The organism is Paracoccus salsus, from assembly GCF_021556615.1.
GTDB classification, from domain to species: domain Bacteria; phylum Pseudomonadota; class Alphaproteobacteria; order Rhodobacterales; family Rhodobacteraceae; genus Paracoccus; species Paracoccus salsus.
Genome location: NZ_JAKGGD010000004.1, coordinates 278,976 through 295,012, shown reverse-complemented (window position 1 = coordinate 295,012; position 16,037 = coordinate 278,976). Strand labels below are relative to the sequence as shown.

14 protein-coding genes are annotated in these 16,037 nt (G+C 66.3%); 6 read left to right on the top strand and 8 right to left on the bottom strand.

Going from position 1 to position 16,037, the window contains the following annotated elements; translation table 11 throughout:
- Nucleotides 1-182: 182 nt before the first annotated feature.
- Nucleotides 183-857, top strand: a complete 675-nt coding sequence (locus tag L1965_RS10625) for a GNAT family N-acetyltransferase (RefSeq protein ID WP_235756406.1) — start codon at nt 183-185, stop codon at nt 855-857.
- A 47-nt stretch (nt 858-904) separates the two neighbouring features.
- Here the strand turns inward: L1965_RS10625 and L1965_RS10620 are convergent, their stop codons facing one another.
- Entirely contained in the window at nt 905-1,723 is an 819-nt protein-coding gene (locus L1965_RS10620; RefSeq protein WP_235756405.1) for an ion transporter, read from the bottom strand.
- A gap of 7 nt (nt 1,724-1,730) precedes the next feature.
- On the bottom strand, nt 1,731-2,465 hold the full coding sequence (gene pyrH / locus L1965_RS10615; RefSeq protein ID WP_235756404.1) for a UMP kinase: 735 nt from the start codon (nt 2,463-2,465) through the stop codon (nt 1,731-1,733).
- An 89-nt stretch (nt 2,466-2,554) separates the two neighbouring features.
- On the opposite strand from pyrH, the gene miaA reads away from it, so the two are divergent.
- Together miaA and L1965_RS10605 are read left to right on the top strand one after the other, a co-directional pair.
- Nucleotides 2,555-3,439, top strand: a complete 885-nt coding sequence (gene miaA / locus L1965_RS10610; protein ID WP_235756403.1) for a tRNA (adenosine(37)-N6)-dimethylallyltransferase MiaA — start codon at nt 2,555-2,557, stop codon at nt 3,437-3,439.
- Nucleotides 3,440-3,765: 326 nt separating this feature from the next.
- A complete protein-coding gene (locus L1965_RS10605) occupies nt 3,766-4,566 on the top strand; it encodes a helix-turn-helix transcriptional regulator (protein WP_235756402.1) in 801 nt (266 codons plus the stop codon).
- On the opposite strand, the gene L1965_RS10600 is transcribed toward L1965_RS10605, so the two are convergent.
- Nucleotides 4,554-5,309, bottom strand: a complete 756-nt coding sequence (locus L1965_RS10600; RefSeq protein WP_235756401.1) for an RlmE family RNA methyltransferase — start codon at nt 5,307-5,309, stop codon at nt 4,554-4,556. The two genes, L1965_RS10605 and L1965_RS10600, sit on opposite strands and share 13 nt — an antisense overlap.
- Nucleotide 5,310: 1 nt before the next feature.
- Complete coding sequence (locus L1965_RS10595) at nt 5,311-6,432, bottom strand: Ppx/GppA phosphatase family protein (RefSeq protein ID WP_235756400.1); 1,122 nt, start codon at nt 6,430-6,432, stop codon at nt 5,311-5,313.
- 214 nt (nt 6,433-6,646) lie between these two features.
- Between L1965_RS10595 and L1965_RS10590 the strand changes: the two genes are divergently transcribed.
- Together L1965_RS10590 and L1965_RS10585 are read left to right on the top strand one after the other, a co-directional pair.
- The gene (locus L1965_RS10590; RefSeq protein ID WP_235756399.1) at nt 6,647-6,931 is read left to right on the top strand and encodes a virulence factor; all 285 of its coding nucleotides are present in this window, start codon (nt 6,647-6,649) and stop codon (nt 6,929-6,931) included.
- Between the two features lie 222 nt (nt 6,932-7,153).
- Nucleotides 7,154-8,119 carry a methyltetrahydrofolate cobalamin methyltransferase gene (locus L1965_RS10585; protein WP_235756398.1) on the top strand — a complete coding sequence of 322 codons (966 nt, stop codon included), beginning with the start codon at nt 7,154-7,156 and terminating at the stop codon, nt 8,117-8,119.
- 174 nt (nt 8,120-8,293) lie between these two features.
- Here L1965_RS10585 and L1965_RS10580 read toward each other — a convergent pair whose 3' ends face one another.
- The 3 genes from L1965_RS10580 to L1965_RS10570 form a co-directional block, all read right to left on the bottom strand.
- Nucleotides 8,294-10,051 carry a SulP family inorganic anion transporter gene (locus L1965_RS10580; protein ID WP_235756397.1) on the bottom strand — a complete coding sequence of 586 codons (1,758 nt, stop codon included), beginning with the start codon at nt 10,049-10,051 and terminating at the stop codon, nt 8,294-8,296.
- Between the two features lie 16 nt (nt 10,052-10,067).
- On the bottom strand, nt 10,068-11,744 hold the full coding sequence (locus L1965_RS10575; RefSeq protein WP_235756396.1) for a bifunctional protein tyrosine phosphatase family protein/NAD(P)/FAD-dependent oxidoreductase: 1,677 nt from the start codon (nt 11,742-11,744) through the stop codon (nt 10,068-10,070).
- An 86-nt stretch (nt 11,745-11,830) separates the two neighbouring features.
- Complete coding sequence (locus L1965_RS10570) at nt 11,831-12,715, bottom strand: MBL fold metallo-hydrolase (protein WP_235756395.1); 885 nt, start codon at nt 12,713-12,715, stop codon at nt 11,831-11,833.
- Nucleotides 12,716-12,951: 236 nt separating this feature from the next.
- Here L1965_RS10570 and L1965_RS10565 point away from each other — a divergent pair, with 236 nt between their 5' ends.
- Nucleotides 12,952-14,403 (top strand): TrkH family potassium uptake protein, encoded by a 1,452-nt coding sequence (locus tag L1965_RS10565; RefSeq protein ID WP_235756394.1) that lies wholly within the window; start codon nt 12,952-12,954, stop codon nt 14,401-14,403.
- A gap of 224 nt (nt 14,404-14,627) precedes the next feature.
- Here L1965_RS10565 and L1965_RS10560 read toward each other — a convergent pair whose 3' ends face one another.
- On the bottom strand, nt 14,628-15,995 hold the full coding sequence (locus L1965_RS10560) for a peptidoglycan-binding domain-containing protein (protein ID WP_235756393.1): 1,368 nt from the start codon (nt 15,993-15,995) through the stop codon (nt 14,628-14,630).
- Nucleotides 15,996-16,037: the final 42 nt, after the last annotated feature.

The following is a 16,037-nucleotide window of genomic DNA, read 5'->3' as shown; positions in this document are numbered from 1 at the left end:
TTCTTGCGCGATCTGATTCAGCATCTGCAACAACCCGCACACGAGCACGTGATCCTGTCCTGTCCGCGTTGTCGGTGAGAGCCGCAGCGATTATCGTGCCTTTGTCACCCTTGAACAGCAAACCGATCGCAGGTTCTTACAATGCAAGACATGACGTTTGCAGACATGCGCAGTCGCGCACGATGAGCCATGAAATCACCCGCCGGTGGGCCGGCCCGCTGACGCCGGCCGAGATCAGGATCGCGCGAGCGAATGGCACGCCCCTGGCTTATGACCCTGCCCAGCTTGGCTGGGTCTATTGCGACGCGCGTGACGCGGACGACGATCCGCCGCGGGCACCGTCCTTCCGTCAGCCGGGCGGCGACCTGACCCAGCTTGGCGGCATCCGCCTCAGACCCTGGCGGCTCGACGACCTGTCCGTGTTTCGCGCCCTTCTGGACGATCCGGAGGTGTGGCGGTTCATGTATGAACCCTATCCCGCGCCGCTGACCGAAGACATGGCGCGGCAACTGTTGCAGCTGTCAGGCGTCGAGCGGCACCACAAGGTGCGTGCGGCCGAGTTTGGCGGCGAGGTCATCGGCCAGACCCGGATCCTGTTCGACGGGCCCGACACCGGGCCGAACGAAGCCGAGATCAGCTTCTGGATGGGACGGCAGCACTGGCGGCGCGGCCTTGGCACCAACATGGTGCGCCTGGCCACCCTGCGGGGCTTTGCCCGCCATCCCAGCCTGAAGCGCCTTGTGGCCTATGTCCATCCCGACAACCGGGGATCGCTGCGCGTGCTGGAAAAGGCTGGCTATGTCCCGAACGGGACGCGCGCCGATCACTGGCACAGGCTGGTCCGCGCCCGGCCCTGAAGACAGGCCCCGGCGCGGCCGGGGTCCCGACCGGGCGCCGACCTCCCTCAGCCGTTCTTCCCGTCCTGCCTGCCGGCGTCCTCGTCGAGGGTGGCGCGCGTTTCGGCGAGCATGCGCTCGATCCCGTCCAGCCGCGCCAGAACCTCGTCGCGATAGGCGACCGTCACCTCGTTTTCCTCGGTCTGGTGGGCCTCCTGCATGGAATTCACGATCAGACCGACAACCAGGTTCATCACCGCGAATGTGGTCATGAGGATGAAGGGCACAAAGAACAGCCAGGCATTCGGGTAGACCTCCATCACCGGCCGGACGATGCCCATCGACCAGCTTTCCAGCGTCATGACCTGGAACAGCGAATAGGCCGATTCCCCCAAGGTGCCGAACCATTGCGGAAAGGATCGACCGAACAGCTTGGTCGCGATCACGGCTCCGATGTAGAAGATGATGCCCATCAGCAGGAACACGCTGGCCATGCCCGGCAGCGCGGCCAGAAACCCCTCGACCACGCGGCGCAGCCTGGGCGTGACCGACACGATCCGCAGCAGCCGCAGGATCCGCAGCGCGCGCAGTACCGAAAGCCCCTGCGTCGCGGGCAGCAGCGCGATCCCGATGACCAGGAAGTCGAAGATGTTCCAGCCGTCACGAAAGAACCGTGGTCCGCGCGCGAACAGCTTGGCTGCGATCTCGATGACGAACACCGCAAGGCACAGCCCGTCGAGGAACAGGATCAGCGGCCCGACCCGCGCCATCACCGTCGCCGAGGTTTCAAGCCCCAGAATGACGGCGTTGAAGAGAATGACCCCGGTAATGACAGTCTGCATGGTCCGTCCGTGAACCAGCAGGTCTATTCGTCCGCGCAGCGTCATGGCGGCCTCAGCAGTGAACGCGGGTATAGGTGCCGTTGCCTTCAAGGATGGTGCGGAATCCGCCCGGCTCGTCCAGCGAGAAGACGATGATCGGCAGACGGTTGTCGCGCGCCAGCGCGATCGCCGAGGCGTCCATCACCCCAAGATGCTTCTGCAAAACCTCGTCATAGCTGACATTCTGGTAGCGCTTGGCATCTGCGTGAAGCTTGGGGTCCTTGTCATAGACGCCATCGACCTTGGTGCCCTTGAAGATCGCCTCGCAATTCATCTCGTTGGCGCGCAGCGTGGCGGCGGTGTCGGTCGTGAAATATGGATTGCCGGTGCCGGCCGCGAAGATCACGATCCGTTTCTTTTCAAGATGGCGGATCGCGCGGCGGCGGATATAGGGCTCGCATACCTCGTCCATTCGGATCGCGCTGATGACCCGGCAATGCAGGCCCTTGGTTTCCAGCGCGGACTGCATGGCCAGCGCGTTCATCACGGTGGCCAGCATGCCCATGTAATCGGCAGTGGTCCGCTCCATCCCCTGGGCGCTGCCCTGAAGGCCGCGAAAGATGTTCCCGCCGCCGATCACCATGCAGACCTCGACACCCATCTCGGCCACTGATTCGACCTCGTCGGCGATGCGGGAGACGGTGGGCGGGTGCAGCCCGTAGCCCTGGTCGCCCATCAGCGCCTCACCCGAGATCTTCAGCATTACCCGGCCATACTGGGTGGGCGCGGCGCCCGTCTGTTCGGTCATGTCCTGTCCTTCCCTGGGGCGGCGCGCGGCTTTCATCGCGGCGCAAAATGTCGCAAAAGGCGGACAGATTCAACCTGCCGGAACTGCCTATGCGCGCCCATGACCTGTCACAGATCGATGCCTCGCGCCACCTGCTGATCGCGGGTCCGACGGCCAGTGGCAAGTCGGCTCTGGCGCTGGCGGTCGCGCGGGCGCAGGGCGGGCTGATCGTGAACGCGGACGCGTTGCAGGTCTGGTCCTGCTGGCGGGTGCTGACGGCCCGTCCGACCGCCGCAGACGAGGCGCAGGCGCCGCATGCGCTTTATGGTCATGTCGATCCCGACCGCGGCTATTCGGTCGGCGACTGGTTGCGCGACATCGGCACATTGCAGGACCAGCGGCTGATCGTGGTGGGCGGGACCGGGCTTTATCTGACCGCGCTGACCCGGGGTCTGGCCTATGTGCCGCCCACGCCGACCGAAATACGGGCCGAGGGCGATGCCCGGCTTGCCGACAGCGGCGGACTTGCGCGCATGGTCGCGGATCTCGATCCGCGCACCCGCGACCGGATCGACATCCAGAACCCGGCCCGCGTCCAGCGCGCGTGGGAGGTGTATCGTGCCACCGGGCGCGGCCTGTCGGACTGGCAGGCGGACACGCCGCCCCCGCTGATCGGCCAGGCGCACAGCCAGCGCCTTCTGGTCACCGCCGACAGGGACTGGCTGGCGGACCGGATCGAGCGGCGTTTCCGGACGATGATGGCCGAGGGCGCGCTTGAAGAAGCGCGCGCGATGCATCCGCGCTGGGACCCGGCCCGGCAATGGGCACGCGCGATCGGCGCGCCCGAACTGATGGCCTGTCTGGACGGCACGCTCGACCTGCGTGCGGCGATCGATCGCGCGATCATATCGACGCGCCAATATGCCAAATCCCAACGCATCTGGTTCCGTGGACGCATGCAAGAGTGGCAACCTTGGCGTGCCGACGAAAATTAGGCTCGCCTTAAGATTGATATGCGCTACTGTGGGTTGAGCAGGGATGAGGCTTTTGCTCATCCGTATCCGCAGGCGGTTTCTCGATGAGTTCGGCGTTCAAGAACAGGCATTTCGACATGGGCTTCCCGTTCAGCCCCAGCGCGCTGCGCGGCCCCGCTGGCGCGGCACGACCGCTCCCGCATCCGTTGAGCTGGGCCGGGATCAACGGGGCGGACATTCCCGATCCCCGCCCGCATGCGTCCCCGCGGGACGGGGCATCGTCCGTCGGGCCCGATGGCAGTCAGCCGGCCCGGCCCGGATCGCACGGTGAGGCGAGGCCGCCAGCCTTGGCGCCACGTCACGAAGGGCTGCGTCTTCTTCCACTGCCGGCCTTCATCCGGGGAGGGCAGACCCTGCCACCCCGGCCGCGCGCAAGATCCGACCACGTCATCATCTGGCTGACCCGGGGGCGGCTGAGACTGGACCTGCCCGCTGACTGCCAACTGATGGCGGCCGGCGATATCCGACATATACCCGCCGGCGTCACCTTCGCCGCCACGCCGATGCAGGATGCGCAGGGTCATGTCGCACTGATCTCAGCCCGTCTTGCCGACATCGCAAGCCCCTCCTTGCCAGAATACGGGCTGTCCGCACATGTCGGAACGCATGGTCCGCAACTGCTGGCAACGCTGAGCGAACTGTCGGCCGAGGCGATGGGGCCCGACCCCGCGACGACACAATGTCTGATGAATCTTCTGGCCTTGCGGCTGGGACAGCTGCCGAGTTCAGCCCCCGACCAAATGCACGGCATGGCCCGATCCGCGCCCGACCGCCCGCTGGTCGAGCGTTTCCTGGCATTGGCGCAGATGCGGCTTGGCGATTGCGGTTCGGTCGCCGATCTGGCCGGAGAGCTGGGCACCACCTCTGCGGCGCTGGATCGCGCCTGTATCGCTGCCCGCGGCCGGCGCGCGGTCGAACTGCTGCATGAGCTGCGGCTTGAACGCGCTGTCGATCTGCTGCGCCACGGCAAGCAGACGACGTCCAGGATCGCGCAAGAGCTTGGATATTCAAGCCACGGCCATTTCACCCGCGCCTTCGTCGCCGCCACCGGCCGCACCCCGGAGGCGTTTCGCGCTCAGTCCCGCTGAGGCGCATCGTCGGGGCCAGGCCGGCCGCGAAACCCTGTCGCTATCACGAATTTCTCGGACGAATCGCTGCGGCTCGCCGGCGGCTTGACGTTCGCGACCTTCTCGAAATTGCGCTTCAGTATCGTCTGCATCTCGGTTTCCGCCCCGCCCGCCAGCACCTTGGCGATGAACGTCCCGCCGACCTCCAGAACGTCAAGCGCCAGCGCCGCGGCCGCCTCGACCAGGGCCACGATGCGCAGATGATCGGTGCCCTTGTGACCCGAAGACGATGCGGCCATGTCCGACATCACGACATCGGCAGGCCCCCCAAGCCAGGCCTTGACCTTGTCATCGGCGCCGTCTTCCAGAAAATCCAGCTGGTGGATCTCGGCGCCCGCGATCGGGTCCACCTCCTGCAGGTCCACACCGACGACCCGACCGATCGGCTTGCCGGATGTTTCCCCCAGCGCATTGACACGCGCCACCGCGACCTGACACCACCCGCCCGGCGCGCAGCCCAGATCGACGACCCGGGCGCCTGGCACCAGAAAGCGGTACTTGTCGTCAAGCTCGAGGATCTTGAACGCCGCCCGGCCGCGAAACCCCTCGCGACGGGCGCGCACCACATAGGGATCGTTCAACTGTCGTTCCAGCCAAAGCTTGCTGGACAGCTTGCGCCCCTTGGCGGTCTTGACCCGCACCCTCAGGTCGCGCTGTCCACGGCCGCTGGACTTGCCCGCGCGGCTGCCCGGTCCGTTGCTCATGTCATGCCACTCCGTTCATGCCGTCCGGCGTCAGCACTCCATCGCGCACCATCTGGGAATAAAGCAACCCCTCGCGCAGTCCGCGATCGGCGACCGACAGACGGTCGGTCGGCCAGACCCGCATCAGCGTCTGCAGGATCGCCGCGCCCGACATGATCAGCGCGTGACGTTCGCGGCCGATACGCGGATCGGCGCGCCGACCCTCGGGGCCGAGAGCCAGATAGGAATGGATCACCCGGTCGATCTGCTCGCTGGTCATCGACAGCCCGTCGACCTTTGTCCGGTCATAGCGGCGCAGGCCCAGATGGCTGGCCGCCACCGTGGTGACCGTCCCGGAAGTGCCGATGATCTGGAAGCCCTCGTCGGGCGACCCGTCCGCGTAGGGGGCAAAGTCGGCAAGCATTTCCTCGAAATACCAGCTCATCAGGGCAAATCGGCCCTGATCGTCCTCGACATCCGCGAACTGGTCGCGCAGCGTCGCAACCCCCAGCGGAACGCTGATCCAGTCGACCACACGCGCGCCACCCGGGCGCGGATTCGAGAAACCCTCGGACAGCCGCATGATGGCCCGCGAACGATCCTTGGGTTCGACATCCTCGAGATCGATCCAGACCAGTTCGGTCGAGCCGCCGCCGATATCGACGACCATCAGCGTCTCGGTCATGCGGCTGACCAGCGGCGCACACGAGATCACCGCCAGCCGCGCCTCTTCCTCGGCATTGATGATCTCGACCGGCAACCCGGTCTCGCGGCGGATCGTGCGCAGGAAATCGCGGCTGTTGCGCGCCCGGCGGCAGGCCTCGGTCGCGACCAGCCGCATGTTGATGACGTGGTGCTGTTCCAGCTTGCGCCGACAGACCTGCAATGCGTGAACGGTGCGCGCCATCGAACTGCGGGACAGACGTCCCGAAGCTTCCAGTCCCTGACCAAGCTGAACGGGCTTGGAGAAACTGTCGATTACCTGAAACTGACTGTCGCGCGGTCGCGCAATCAGCATCCGGCACGAATTCGTGCCAAGGTCGAGGGCAGCGTATAAAGCCCCCTCCTCGGCTTGGCGGGTGACCGACGGCTCGACCGGCAATTTCGGGAACGCGTCCGCACCCGCGGGACGCCTGGGCGTCATGACACACGCCCTCCGATGACAAGTTGAACGAAAGGTAGCGTGCCGACCGTCTCCGATCAAGGGGCACACGGCCCGCCGCCCTGTCATCGCCGGCCATGACCGCGACGAAGCCGTGGCGCCAAAGGTCGCAAACGGGCTCTGGCATGGTCGCAACCGTGCGGCGCCCCATGGCGATCCGTGGCAGACACGTCCTCAAACGGAAAGGCAAGACGCGATGGCGGCATTGACGCTGGTCCTTTGGCGAGACATCCCGGCCCAGGTGCTGCATGGCACGGGCCGGACGGCGCAGCGCGTGGCGCTGTCGGAGCGTTTCGAACAGGCCATCGATCGCGCGGCGATGCAGGCCGGTCTTTCCGGCACCGATGACTATCTGGCCGAATGGCGGCGCGCACCGGCCGAGGCTGACGATGCCACCACGCTCGCCGCCCGGATAGAGGCGGAATACGACACCGACCGGTTGCGAAGCCTGATCGCCAATGGCGGTCGCGAGCCGCGATGAAAGGCTGGATCGCATGGCCCTGATGCAGTTTCGTTCCCCGCCGCGCGACACGGCCCGGCTGGGGAACCGTCTCTTGGACGCCTCGTCAGAGGTGATGCCGCGCCTCGCCGCCGGGATCGCGAGCCGCGCATCGGTTCCCGCCCGGGGCAATCACAGCCTCGACAGCCTCTCCGGGGCGCCAACGCGCCGAATGACCCCTCCACGCAGAGTGAAAGTGCCAGCATGACCCGCACCGTTCTTGAATCAGCCTCGAAAACCGTGACCATAGGGTTCGACGAACCGTTCTGCGTCATCGGCGAGCGCATCAACCCCACCGGCCGCAAGAAGCTGGCGGCCGAGCTTGAGGCGGGCGATTTCTCGACCGTCGAGCGGGACGCGCTGGAGCAGGTCGCCTGCGGGGCGATGGTGCTGGATGTGAATGCCGGCGTCGTCTACAACACGAATCCCGATCCCAACATCACCGAACCGCCGCTGATGCGCCGGATGATCGACCTGGTGCAGCAACTGGTCGATGTGCCGCTGTGCATCGACAGCTCGGTTCCCGGCGCCCTGCAGGCGGGGCTGGAGGCGGTGAGCGGGCGGCCGCTGGTCAACAGCGTGACCGGCGAGGAGGACCGGCTGGAACTGGTGCTGCCGCTGATCAAGAAATTCAATGTCCCGGTCGTGGCGATCAGCAATGACGACACCGGCATCAGCGAAGACCCCGACATTCGCTTTGATGTGGCCAGAAAGATCGTCGAGCGTGCGGCCGATTTCGGCATCCCGGCATGCGACATCGTGGTCGATCCGCTGGTGATGCCGGTTGGCGCGATGGCGACCGCGGGCCGTCAGGTCTTTGCGCTGGTGCGTCGCCTGCGCGACGAGCTGGGCGTGAACACCACCTGCGGGGCCAGCAATATCAGCTTCGGCCTGCCGCATCGCCACGGCGTCAACGCGGCGTTCCTGCCGATGGCCATCGGTGCTGGCATGACCAGTGCGATCATGAATCCCGTCCGTCTGGTCGAGATGGAGTCGATCCGTGCCGCCAACCTGCTGATGAACCACGATCCGAATGGCGGCGAATGGATCCGCTTCTCGCGCGTGCTCGAAGCGGTCGCACAGGGCGCAAGCTTCGCCGAGGCCGGCAAGGCCGCGATGGCGACGGGCATCAGCGGCGGCCGGCGCGGCGGGCGGCGATCGCGCAGCTAGAGCCGGCCTGCCCGCCAACCTCCCTGCCGCCCGCCGTCAAGGCCCGGCGATCCGCGTGGCTACGCTGACGGCAGGGACAGGGGCGCCATCGTCACGCCAGGCCGTCCGGCAGGAACGGCCCGCGCCACGGGCATCCAGGGCAGCGACGTGTGGCGCTGCCCGCTACGCCCGTCGTCAATGGTCCGCGCCGCGGACGGGCTGCCCGCTGCCATTGAGGCAGACGGCGGGCGTCAGGGCCTCGACGGCGTCCCACTGGGACAGAAAGACCTGCCCGGTCAGGTGATCCAGAAGGTGACTGCGGCGCAAGCGGTCCATGACCGGCCCCTTCACCTCGGAGAAATGCAGCTTGACGCCCATGTCATCCAGCCTCGCGTTCAGGGCCTCCAGTGTTTCCAGGGCCGACAGGTCCACCGCGTTGACGGCCGGGAACATCAGCACGACATGGCGGATCGCCTCGTCACCGGTCACCCGGTCCAGAATCTTGTCCTCAAGAAAGCGGGCATTGGCGAAATACAGGCTCTCATCGACGCGCATGGTCAGCAATTCGGGATCGGTATGGACGTCGTGGCGCCGGATGTTCCGGAAATGCTGCGTGCCAGGGACCAGCCCGACCTCGGCGATATGGGGCCGCGATGTGTGATAGAGATGCAGCAGGATCGACAGCACGACACCCGCGGAAACTCCGGTTTCCACCCCGAAGATCAGCGTCAGCAGGATTGTCCCGGCGACCGCCGCGAAATCCGCCCGGCTATAGGCCCAGGCGTGGCGGAGGATGCTGAAATCGACCAGCGACAGCACTGCCACGATGATCGTCGCGGCCAGCGTGGCGGTGGGCAGGTAATAGACCAGCGGGGTCAGGGCCACGGCGGCCAGGGCCAGCCCGATCGCCGTGAACGCGCCCGCGGCCGGCGTTTCGGCGCCGGCATCGAAATTCACCACCGATCGCGCAAAGCCGCCGGTGACCGGATACCCGCCGGTGAAACCCGCACCGATATTGGCCATGCCAAGCCCGATCAGTTCCTGGTTCGGATCGATGCGCTGGCGGCGCTTGGCTGCAAGGGTCTGCGCGACGCTGACCGATTCGACGAACCCGATGATCGAGATCAGGATCGCGGGAACCAGCAATTGCCGCAGCAGTTCGGGTGACAGGTCCGGCATGGTCAGCGGCGGCAGGCTTTGCGGCACGCTGCCGACGATGTTGACGCCGCGCGCGTCCAGCCCGAAGCCCCACACCGCCAGCGTCGTCGCCACCACGGCGGCCACGGGTCCCGCGCGCGTGGCGATCGTGGCCACCCCGTCGGACAGGCCAAGCTTCTTCAGCGCGGGCTTCAGCCCCTTGCGGACCCAGTACAGGAAGCCGGTGGCGCCGACACCCAGCACCACGGTGATGAGGTTCACCTGCCCCAGATGCTGAAACAGCGAGATCAGCATCTCGGGCAGGGTGGCACCACCGGCACTGACGCCCAGAACATGCTTGATCTGGCTGGTGGCGATCAGGATGCCCGAGGCGGTGATGAAGCCCGCGATCACCGGGTGTGACAGGAAATTCGCGATGAAGCCCAGGCGAAGCAGCCCGAGCATCAGCAGGAACAGCCCCGAGAGCAGCGCCAGCGTCAGCGCAGCGGCGACATAGCCCGCCGTGCCGGCTTGCGCGATCTGCCCGACCGCCGCAGCCGTCATCAGCGACACGACCGCGACCGGCCCGACCGCCAGCGCCTGCGACGTGCCGAAGATCGCATAAAGGATGATCGGCAGGATCGAGGCGTAGATGCCGGCCTCGGGCGGCAACCCCGCCAGCATCGCATAGGCCAGCGATTGCGGGATCAGCATGATGGTCACGATCACCGCCGCCATCATGTCGTTTTGCAACGCGCCGCGGGTGTATTGCCGGCCCCATGACAGAATCGGCAGGTATCTGGCTAGTCGTCTCATTGTCATGGCTTTCGTTTCAGGCTTCCACCGTCAGTCCTTCGGGTTTCGCCATCCATTCATGACCCTTCAGCATCGCCCGCCAATAGACCGGCGGCAGGATGCGCTCCTTCAGAAGCCACGCCATCCGCGAGGGGCGGGTGCCGTCCACCACCCGTTTCGGAAACGAGGGCAACAGCTTTCCGCCATAGCCGAACTCGGCCAGCACGATCTTGCCGCGTTCGACCGTCAGCGGGCAACTGCCATAACCGTCATATTGCGCGACCGCGGACCTGCCCGCAATGTCGGCGGCGATGTTCTCGGCCACCACCGGGGCCTGCTTGCGCGCCGCCGCCGCGGTCTTGGCGTTCGGGGCGTTCATCGCGTCGCCAAGCGCCCAGATATTGTCCCAGCTCTTGTGGCGCAGCGTGGCCTGATCGACATCGACCCAGCCCGAACCATCGGCCAGTGGCGAGACGCGGATGAAATCAGGCGCGGATTGCGGCGGGCAGACATGGATCATGTCGAACTCCATCTCGACCCGAGAGGGCTCGCGGTCGGGCGCCGTCACCTGGAACGTCGCCCGCTTGCCCGGCCCGTCGATCGAGACGAGATCATGGAAAAAATTCAGTCCGGCGTCGTATTTGCGGACATACTCCATCAGCGCCGGGACATATTCCCTGACCCCGAACAGCGCGCCGCCGGCCGTGCAGAAATTCACCTCGATATCCTTCAGCGCCCCTGCCCTGTGCCAGGCATCGCAAGACAGATACATCGCCTTCTGCGGCGCGCCCGCGCATTTGATCGGCATTGGCGGCTGGGTAAAGATCGCCCTTCCCCTGCGGGTCTTCTGGACCATTTCCCAGGTATAGCTCGCCAGGTCGTAGCGATAGTTCGAGGTGACGCCGTTCCGCCCCAGCGTCTCGACCAGCCCCTCGACCTTTTGCCAGTCCAGCTTGATGCCGGGACAGACAACCAGCCGTCGGTATTTCACCACCCGGCAGCCATCCAGCAGCACGGCATCGTCGGCCGGCTCGAAGGCCGCCACCGCCGCCTTGATCCAGCGCACTCCCCTGGGAACAAGGCTGCCCATCACCCTGGCGGTCTGCTGGGAATCGAATATCCCGCCGCCGACCATGGTCCAGCCGGGCTGGTAGTAGTGGACGTCCGCCGGTTCGATGATGGCGATGGACTGATCCTTGACCCGTCTCAGCAGGCTGGCTGCGACCGAGATGCCGGCCGCGCCGCCGCCCACGATCACGATATCGAAGCTGGCGTCGCCGGTATCGGTCGGCGTGCGCCCGCCATTGACGATGCGGCGGACGACGCCGCCCATGTCATAGCCCGCGTCCTGCGCTGCGGCGAGGATCCGGGATGGCTGGCTGCGCCCAGCCTGCGACAGGGCCCACAACGTGGCCGACCGGGTGCCCGACCGGCAATAAGCAAGCACCGGGCCGGGCAGTTCGTCCAGCACGGCGGCAAATTCGGCGGCCGAGTCATCGCTGACCTTGCCCGAGGTCACCGGCAGATAGCGGGCCTCGATGCCTTCGGCGCGGGCGGCGGCCTCGATCTCGTCGAAGCCGGGCTGGTCGGCCCCTTCGCCATCCGGGCGGTTGCAGATGACCGCGCGGATACCCTGCGCCTTCAGCGCGGGAATATCGGCGGCCGTGATCTGCGGGGCCACGAAGACCCCGTTGTCGATCTTGCGAATATCCATGGGCGTTCCATTCCTTCTGCGTGACGCGGCGGAGGTCACGCAGACCCGCAACCAGCGCGCGTCATTCCAGCACCGTCAGGGCGTGTTCAGAGACCGTTCACCGGCACTTTCAGCATCGGGCGGCCATCCTTGTCGGTCGGCACCTCGCCCGCGCGCATGTTCACCTGCAGCGACGGGATGATCAGTTTCGGCATGTCCAGCGATGCATCACGCTCGGTCCGGAACCGGACGAACTCTTCTCTGGTCTTGCCCTGGCCGACATGGATGTTGTGGGCCTTTTCCTCGCCCACCGTGGTTTCCCACTGGATGTCACGGCCGTTCGGCCCGTAATCGTGGCACATGAACAGGCGCATTTCGTCGGGCAGCGCCAGCACCTTCTGGATGCTGTCATACAACACGCCGGCGTCGCCGCCCGGGAAGTCCGCACGCGCCGAACCGCCATCCGGCATGAACAGCGTATCGCCGACGAAGGCCGCATCGCCCATGACATGGGTCATGCAGGCCGGGGTATGGCCCGGCGTGTGGATTGCAAGGCACTGCATCCGGCCAACCTGATAGCCGTCGCCATCCTTGAAAAGCCGGTCGAACTGGCTGCCGTCGCGCTGGAATTCGGTGCCCTCGTTGAAAATCTTGCCGAATGTGTCCTGAACGATCAGGATGTTCTCTCCGATCCCGATCTTGCCGCCCAGACGGTCCTGGATATAGGGCGCGGCGGACAGATGGTCGGCATGAACATGCGTCTCGATGATCCACTCCAGCTTCAGGCCGCGGCGCGTGACCTCGTCGATCAGCGCATCGGCATGTTCATAGGTGATTCTGCCGGCGGCATAGTCGATGTCCATCACCGAATCGACGATCGCGCAGGCATCCGAGGCAGGGTCCTTGACGATATAGCTGATGGTGTTGGTCGCGGGATCGAAATGCGCGCTGACCTCGGGCTTGACGGACATGTTGACAGGATAGTCGGTCATTGCTTTCTCCTCGGGGTCGTTTCCCCACGCTGGATCTGACAAAGGGCCGGACACCCGGCCGGCCCGCTTGACGCTTACATATTCAACATTAAATATATGTCAAGCGCCTTTGTCCGTCCGGACCCGTGCCGCAGCTTACCCCACACGCGCGCAAAGCGGCAACAGCGCGACGTGATGCGCCCCGCGCATGCGCGGGCCCGCTTGACGGTCCTGCGGGCGCGCGGCAAGCAGGCTGGATGATGGACCTGCGCCCGGTTGCCCACCCGATTGGAAAGATCATCGTCGCGTTGGGCGCAGCGATGGCGCTGCCGATGATGGTCGATTGGTGGCACGGCGACGCCCACTGGCAGGTGTTTCTCGAATGCGGGGCCATCACCGTCGTGATCGGCCTGATGATCGTCGTGGCAACCCGCGGCGCACCCGCCACGCTCAATATCCAGCAGGCCTTCCTGATCACATCCGGTCTTTGGGCGGTGCTGCCGATTTTCGGTGCCCTGCCGTTCATCTTGGGCGCACCGCGCGTCGGCATCACCGACGCGTTTTTCGAGGCGATGTCGGGCGTGACGACGACCGGCACGACCGCCTTTCCCGACCTCGACAGCCTGCCCAGGGGCACGCATCTGTGGCGGGCGATCCTGCAATGGTCGGGCGGGCTGGGCATCGTCGTCGTCGCGATGGTCTTTCTGCCGGTGATGAAGGTCGGCGGCATGCAGTTCTTCCGGTCCGAGGGTTTCGACACGCTTGGCAAGGTGCTGCCGCGCGCAGGCGAGATCGCCGCCGAGATGACCCGCATCTACCTGTTCATGACCGGCGCCTGCATTCTGACCTATATCATGCTGGGCATGAACGGGTTTGACGCCGTCGTGCATGCGTTGACGACCTGCTCGACCGGCGGTTTCTCGAATTACGACGCCAGCTTCGGGGCGTATCTGGGGGGACCGGAATGGGCGGCATCGGTCTTCATGGTTCTGGCCTCGATCCCGTTCATCCGCATGGTCCAGGCGATGCGCGGCAATTTCGTCCCGATCTGGCAGGACACCCAGATCCGCGCCTATCTGCGCTGGATCCTCTATGCCTGCGGGATCATCGTCATCTATCGGCTGCTCTACATGCATCAGGACGCCCATCCGCTCGAGGTGATCCGCGAGACGGTGTTCAACACCATCTCGACCTTCTCGGGCACCGGCTACGCATCGACCGACATGCTGGCATGGGGGCATCTGCCCTTCGCGGTGCTGATCGTCGCCGGGCTGATCGGCGGCTGCACCGGATCGACCGGTTGTTCGATCAAGGTGTTCCGTTATCTGGTGCTGTTCCAGGCCGTCAAGGCGCAGATCCGGCGGATGCATTCGCCGCACCGCGTCTATCCGCTGCGCTACGAGGGCCGCCCGCTCGACAAGGATGTGGTCGATTCGGTCATGGCCTTCTTCACGCTGTTCATGCTGACCTTCGGCCTGCTGATCGTGGGCCTGTCGCTGACCGGCCTGCATTCCAGGACCGCGCTGACGGCGGCATGGACCGCGATCGCCAATGTCGGCCCCGCCTGGGGTCCAGAGATCACAGCCAACGGCTCGATCGTCGAATTTCCGACCGCCGCAAAATGGATGATGATCGTCGGCATGTTCATGGGGCGGCTGGAGCTGGTGTCGGTCCTGGTCCTGCTGTTGCCGCGCTTCTGGCGCAGCTGAATGCCCGGCCAGGTCAGCGTTTCACGAGACACATCCGGCCAGGGATCGTCGTGGAAGCGCGCGATCCGGCGCCCGCCGGACGTGTCATGCGGCCTGACAGACCCGGGCAGCCCGGTGTTGATGTCCGGCAGCATCCGCGTGACGCCCGCGTGACGCCCTGCGCATTCCCCCGACCGGATCTTCTGAGATCCCGGTTTCCTGCGGCCAGGTCTGGCTGAGCAGGGTCAGCGCTGCACCGGATTGGCGGACGTGGCCGCAGCGGTGTCGTTCGCGGCGGGGCCAAAACGTCGGAAGCTGTCCGACAACTCGGCCGCAAGACGGGACTGGTTCTGCGCGTCCCCGGCCGGCCAGATCAGCACGAAGCCCTCGGCCCGACCGTCGCGGACCCAGCCTTCCGCCCGACTGCGATGGTGCTCGTTGGCGCCTTCCAGCAGGATATGGCCGGGCTCGATGGTCCGGTCCGGCTGCGGCACCCAGCCAAGCGCCGTCACCAGCCCCGACAGGTCCAGCAGCTCCTGCTGTCCACCCGGCTGGCTGAACAGGATCAGCGCCGCGCCAGACTCATCCTTGGGGCCATAAATCGACAGCGCGCGTTCGGCCCGATCGAATGCCAGCTTCTCCATCGGCGCATTGACCGAAAGCCCGGTCGCCTCGTCGCGAAGAGTGGTCAGGCCCATCTCGCCGCGCCAGTTCTGGCGCCGGTCGATCAATGCGCGCATCGCGGTGCCGGCGTCGGGCGAGATGCGCAGATCCGCAACCGCCCGCGCGATCGCCTCGCGGGTCCTGGGGCCAGCCTGGCCGTCCATCGCGCCGTCATAATGGCCCGCCCACCGCAACGCGCGCTGGACCTGATCCAGCGGCGGCATCTCGGCGCTCTCTTCGGGCGCCGGCAGGTCGGGGGTGCGGCCGGCATCGACGACCTGCCCCATCTCGGAGGCGTCCGAGGCAAACGCGTCGCCCGGCAGATCGCCGCCGGCCTTGAAGGCGGCCAGCCAGGCCTGGGCGGCGGCAGGCGTCAGCGGCCCCAGCGCCACGGACCACCAGCCGCCCGGCAGGGCCCAAAGCCCGGCCTCGGGGAAGGTTTCGCGCCACAGCGCCAGCGCCGCGTCGGCCTCGTCCGCGGATTGCACCGATTGCAGGCGGATATAGCTTCCGGGTGCGGCCATGTCGGGCTGGGCCGGGACCTCTTCGACTGGAACCACTTCGGGCACCTCTTCGGCCGGCACGTCTTCGACGAGTGCGTCCTGCGGCATCTCGGTCGCACCATCACCTGCCGATGCGGATCCGGCCGGGGACAGCGTGACCGATGCCGGCGGGACCGCGACAAAGCTGTCAGCCGGGATCCGGCCGGCCGCCTTCAACTCGGCAAGCCGCGCGGCGGCCTGCTCCGGCGTCAGCGGGCCCAGGGCCACGGCCACCCATCCCCGGGCCAGCGGAAAGGTGACGACGTTCTCGAATCGCTGCCCCCAGGCCGACGCGGCCTCTGCCGCCGCCTGTTCGCCACGCTTGGCCTCGATCCGGATCACCGCATCCTGCGCGAACCCCGCGACCGGCAGGACCGCTGCCAGAACCATCACCCCGAAACGCCGCATCGTTCACTCCTTGTCAGCCTTGCCCGGGTGCACCGTCGCCCG

Excerpts from the sequence above, each read along its gene's own strand:
- pyrH (WP_235756404.1), bottom strand. The coding sequence starts at position 2,465 with ATGACCGAACAGACGGGCGCCGCGCCCACCCAGTATGGCCGGGTAATG.
- L1965_RS10600 (WP_235756401.1), bottom strand. The coding sequence starts at position 5,309 with ATGAGCAACGGACCGGGCAGCCGCGCGGGCAAGTCCAGCGGCCGTGGA.
- L1965_RS10595 (WP_235756400.1), bottom strand. The coding sequence starts at position 6,432 with ATGACGCCCAGGCGTCCCGCGGGTGCGGACGCGTTCCCGAAATTGCCG.
- L1965_RS10575 (WP_235756396.1), bottom strand. The coding sequence starts at position 11,744 with ATGGATATTCGCAAGATCGACAACGGGGTCTTCGTGGCCCCGCAGATC.
- L1965_RS10590 (WP_235756399.1), top strand. The coding sequence starts at position 6,647 with ATGGCGGCATTGACGCTGGTCCTTTGGCGAGACATCCCGGCCCAGGTG.
- L1965_RS10570 (WP_235756395.1), bottom strand. The coding sequence starts at position 12,715 with ATGACCGACTATCCTGTCAACATGTCCGTCAAGCCCGAGGTCAGCGCG.
- L1965_RS10560 (WP_235756393.1), bottom strand. The coding sequence starts at position 15,995 with ATGCGGCGTTTCGGGGTGATGGTTCTGGCAGCGGTCCTGCCGGTCGCG.
- L1965_RS10565 (WP_235756394.1), top strand. The coding sequence starts at position 12,952 with ATGATGGACCTGCGCCCGGTTGCCCACCCGATTGGAAAGATCATCGTC.
- miaA (WP_235756403.1), top strand. The coding sequence starts at position 2,555 with ATGCGCGCCCATGACCTGTCACAGATCGATGCCTCGCGCCACCTGCTG.
- L1965_RS10585 (WP_235756398.1), top strand. The coding sequence starts at position 7,154 with ATGACCCGCACCGTTCTTGAATCAGCCTCGAAAACCGTGACCATAGGG.
- L1965_RS10625 (WP_235756406.1), top strand. The coding sequence starts at position 183 with ATGAGCCATGAAATCACCCGCCGGTGGGCCGGCCCGCTGACGCCGGCC.
- L1965_RS10620 (WP_235756405.1), bottom strand. The coding sequence starts at position 1,723 with ATGACGCTGCGCGGACGAATAGACCTGCTGGTTCACGGACGGACCATG.
- L1965_RS10580 (WP_235756397.1), bottom strand. The coding sequence starts at position 10,051 with ATGAGACGACTAGCCAGATACCTGCCGATTCTGTCATGGGGCCGGCAA.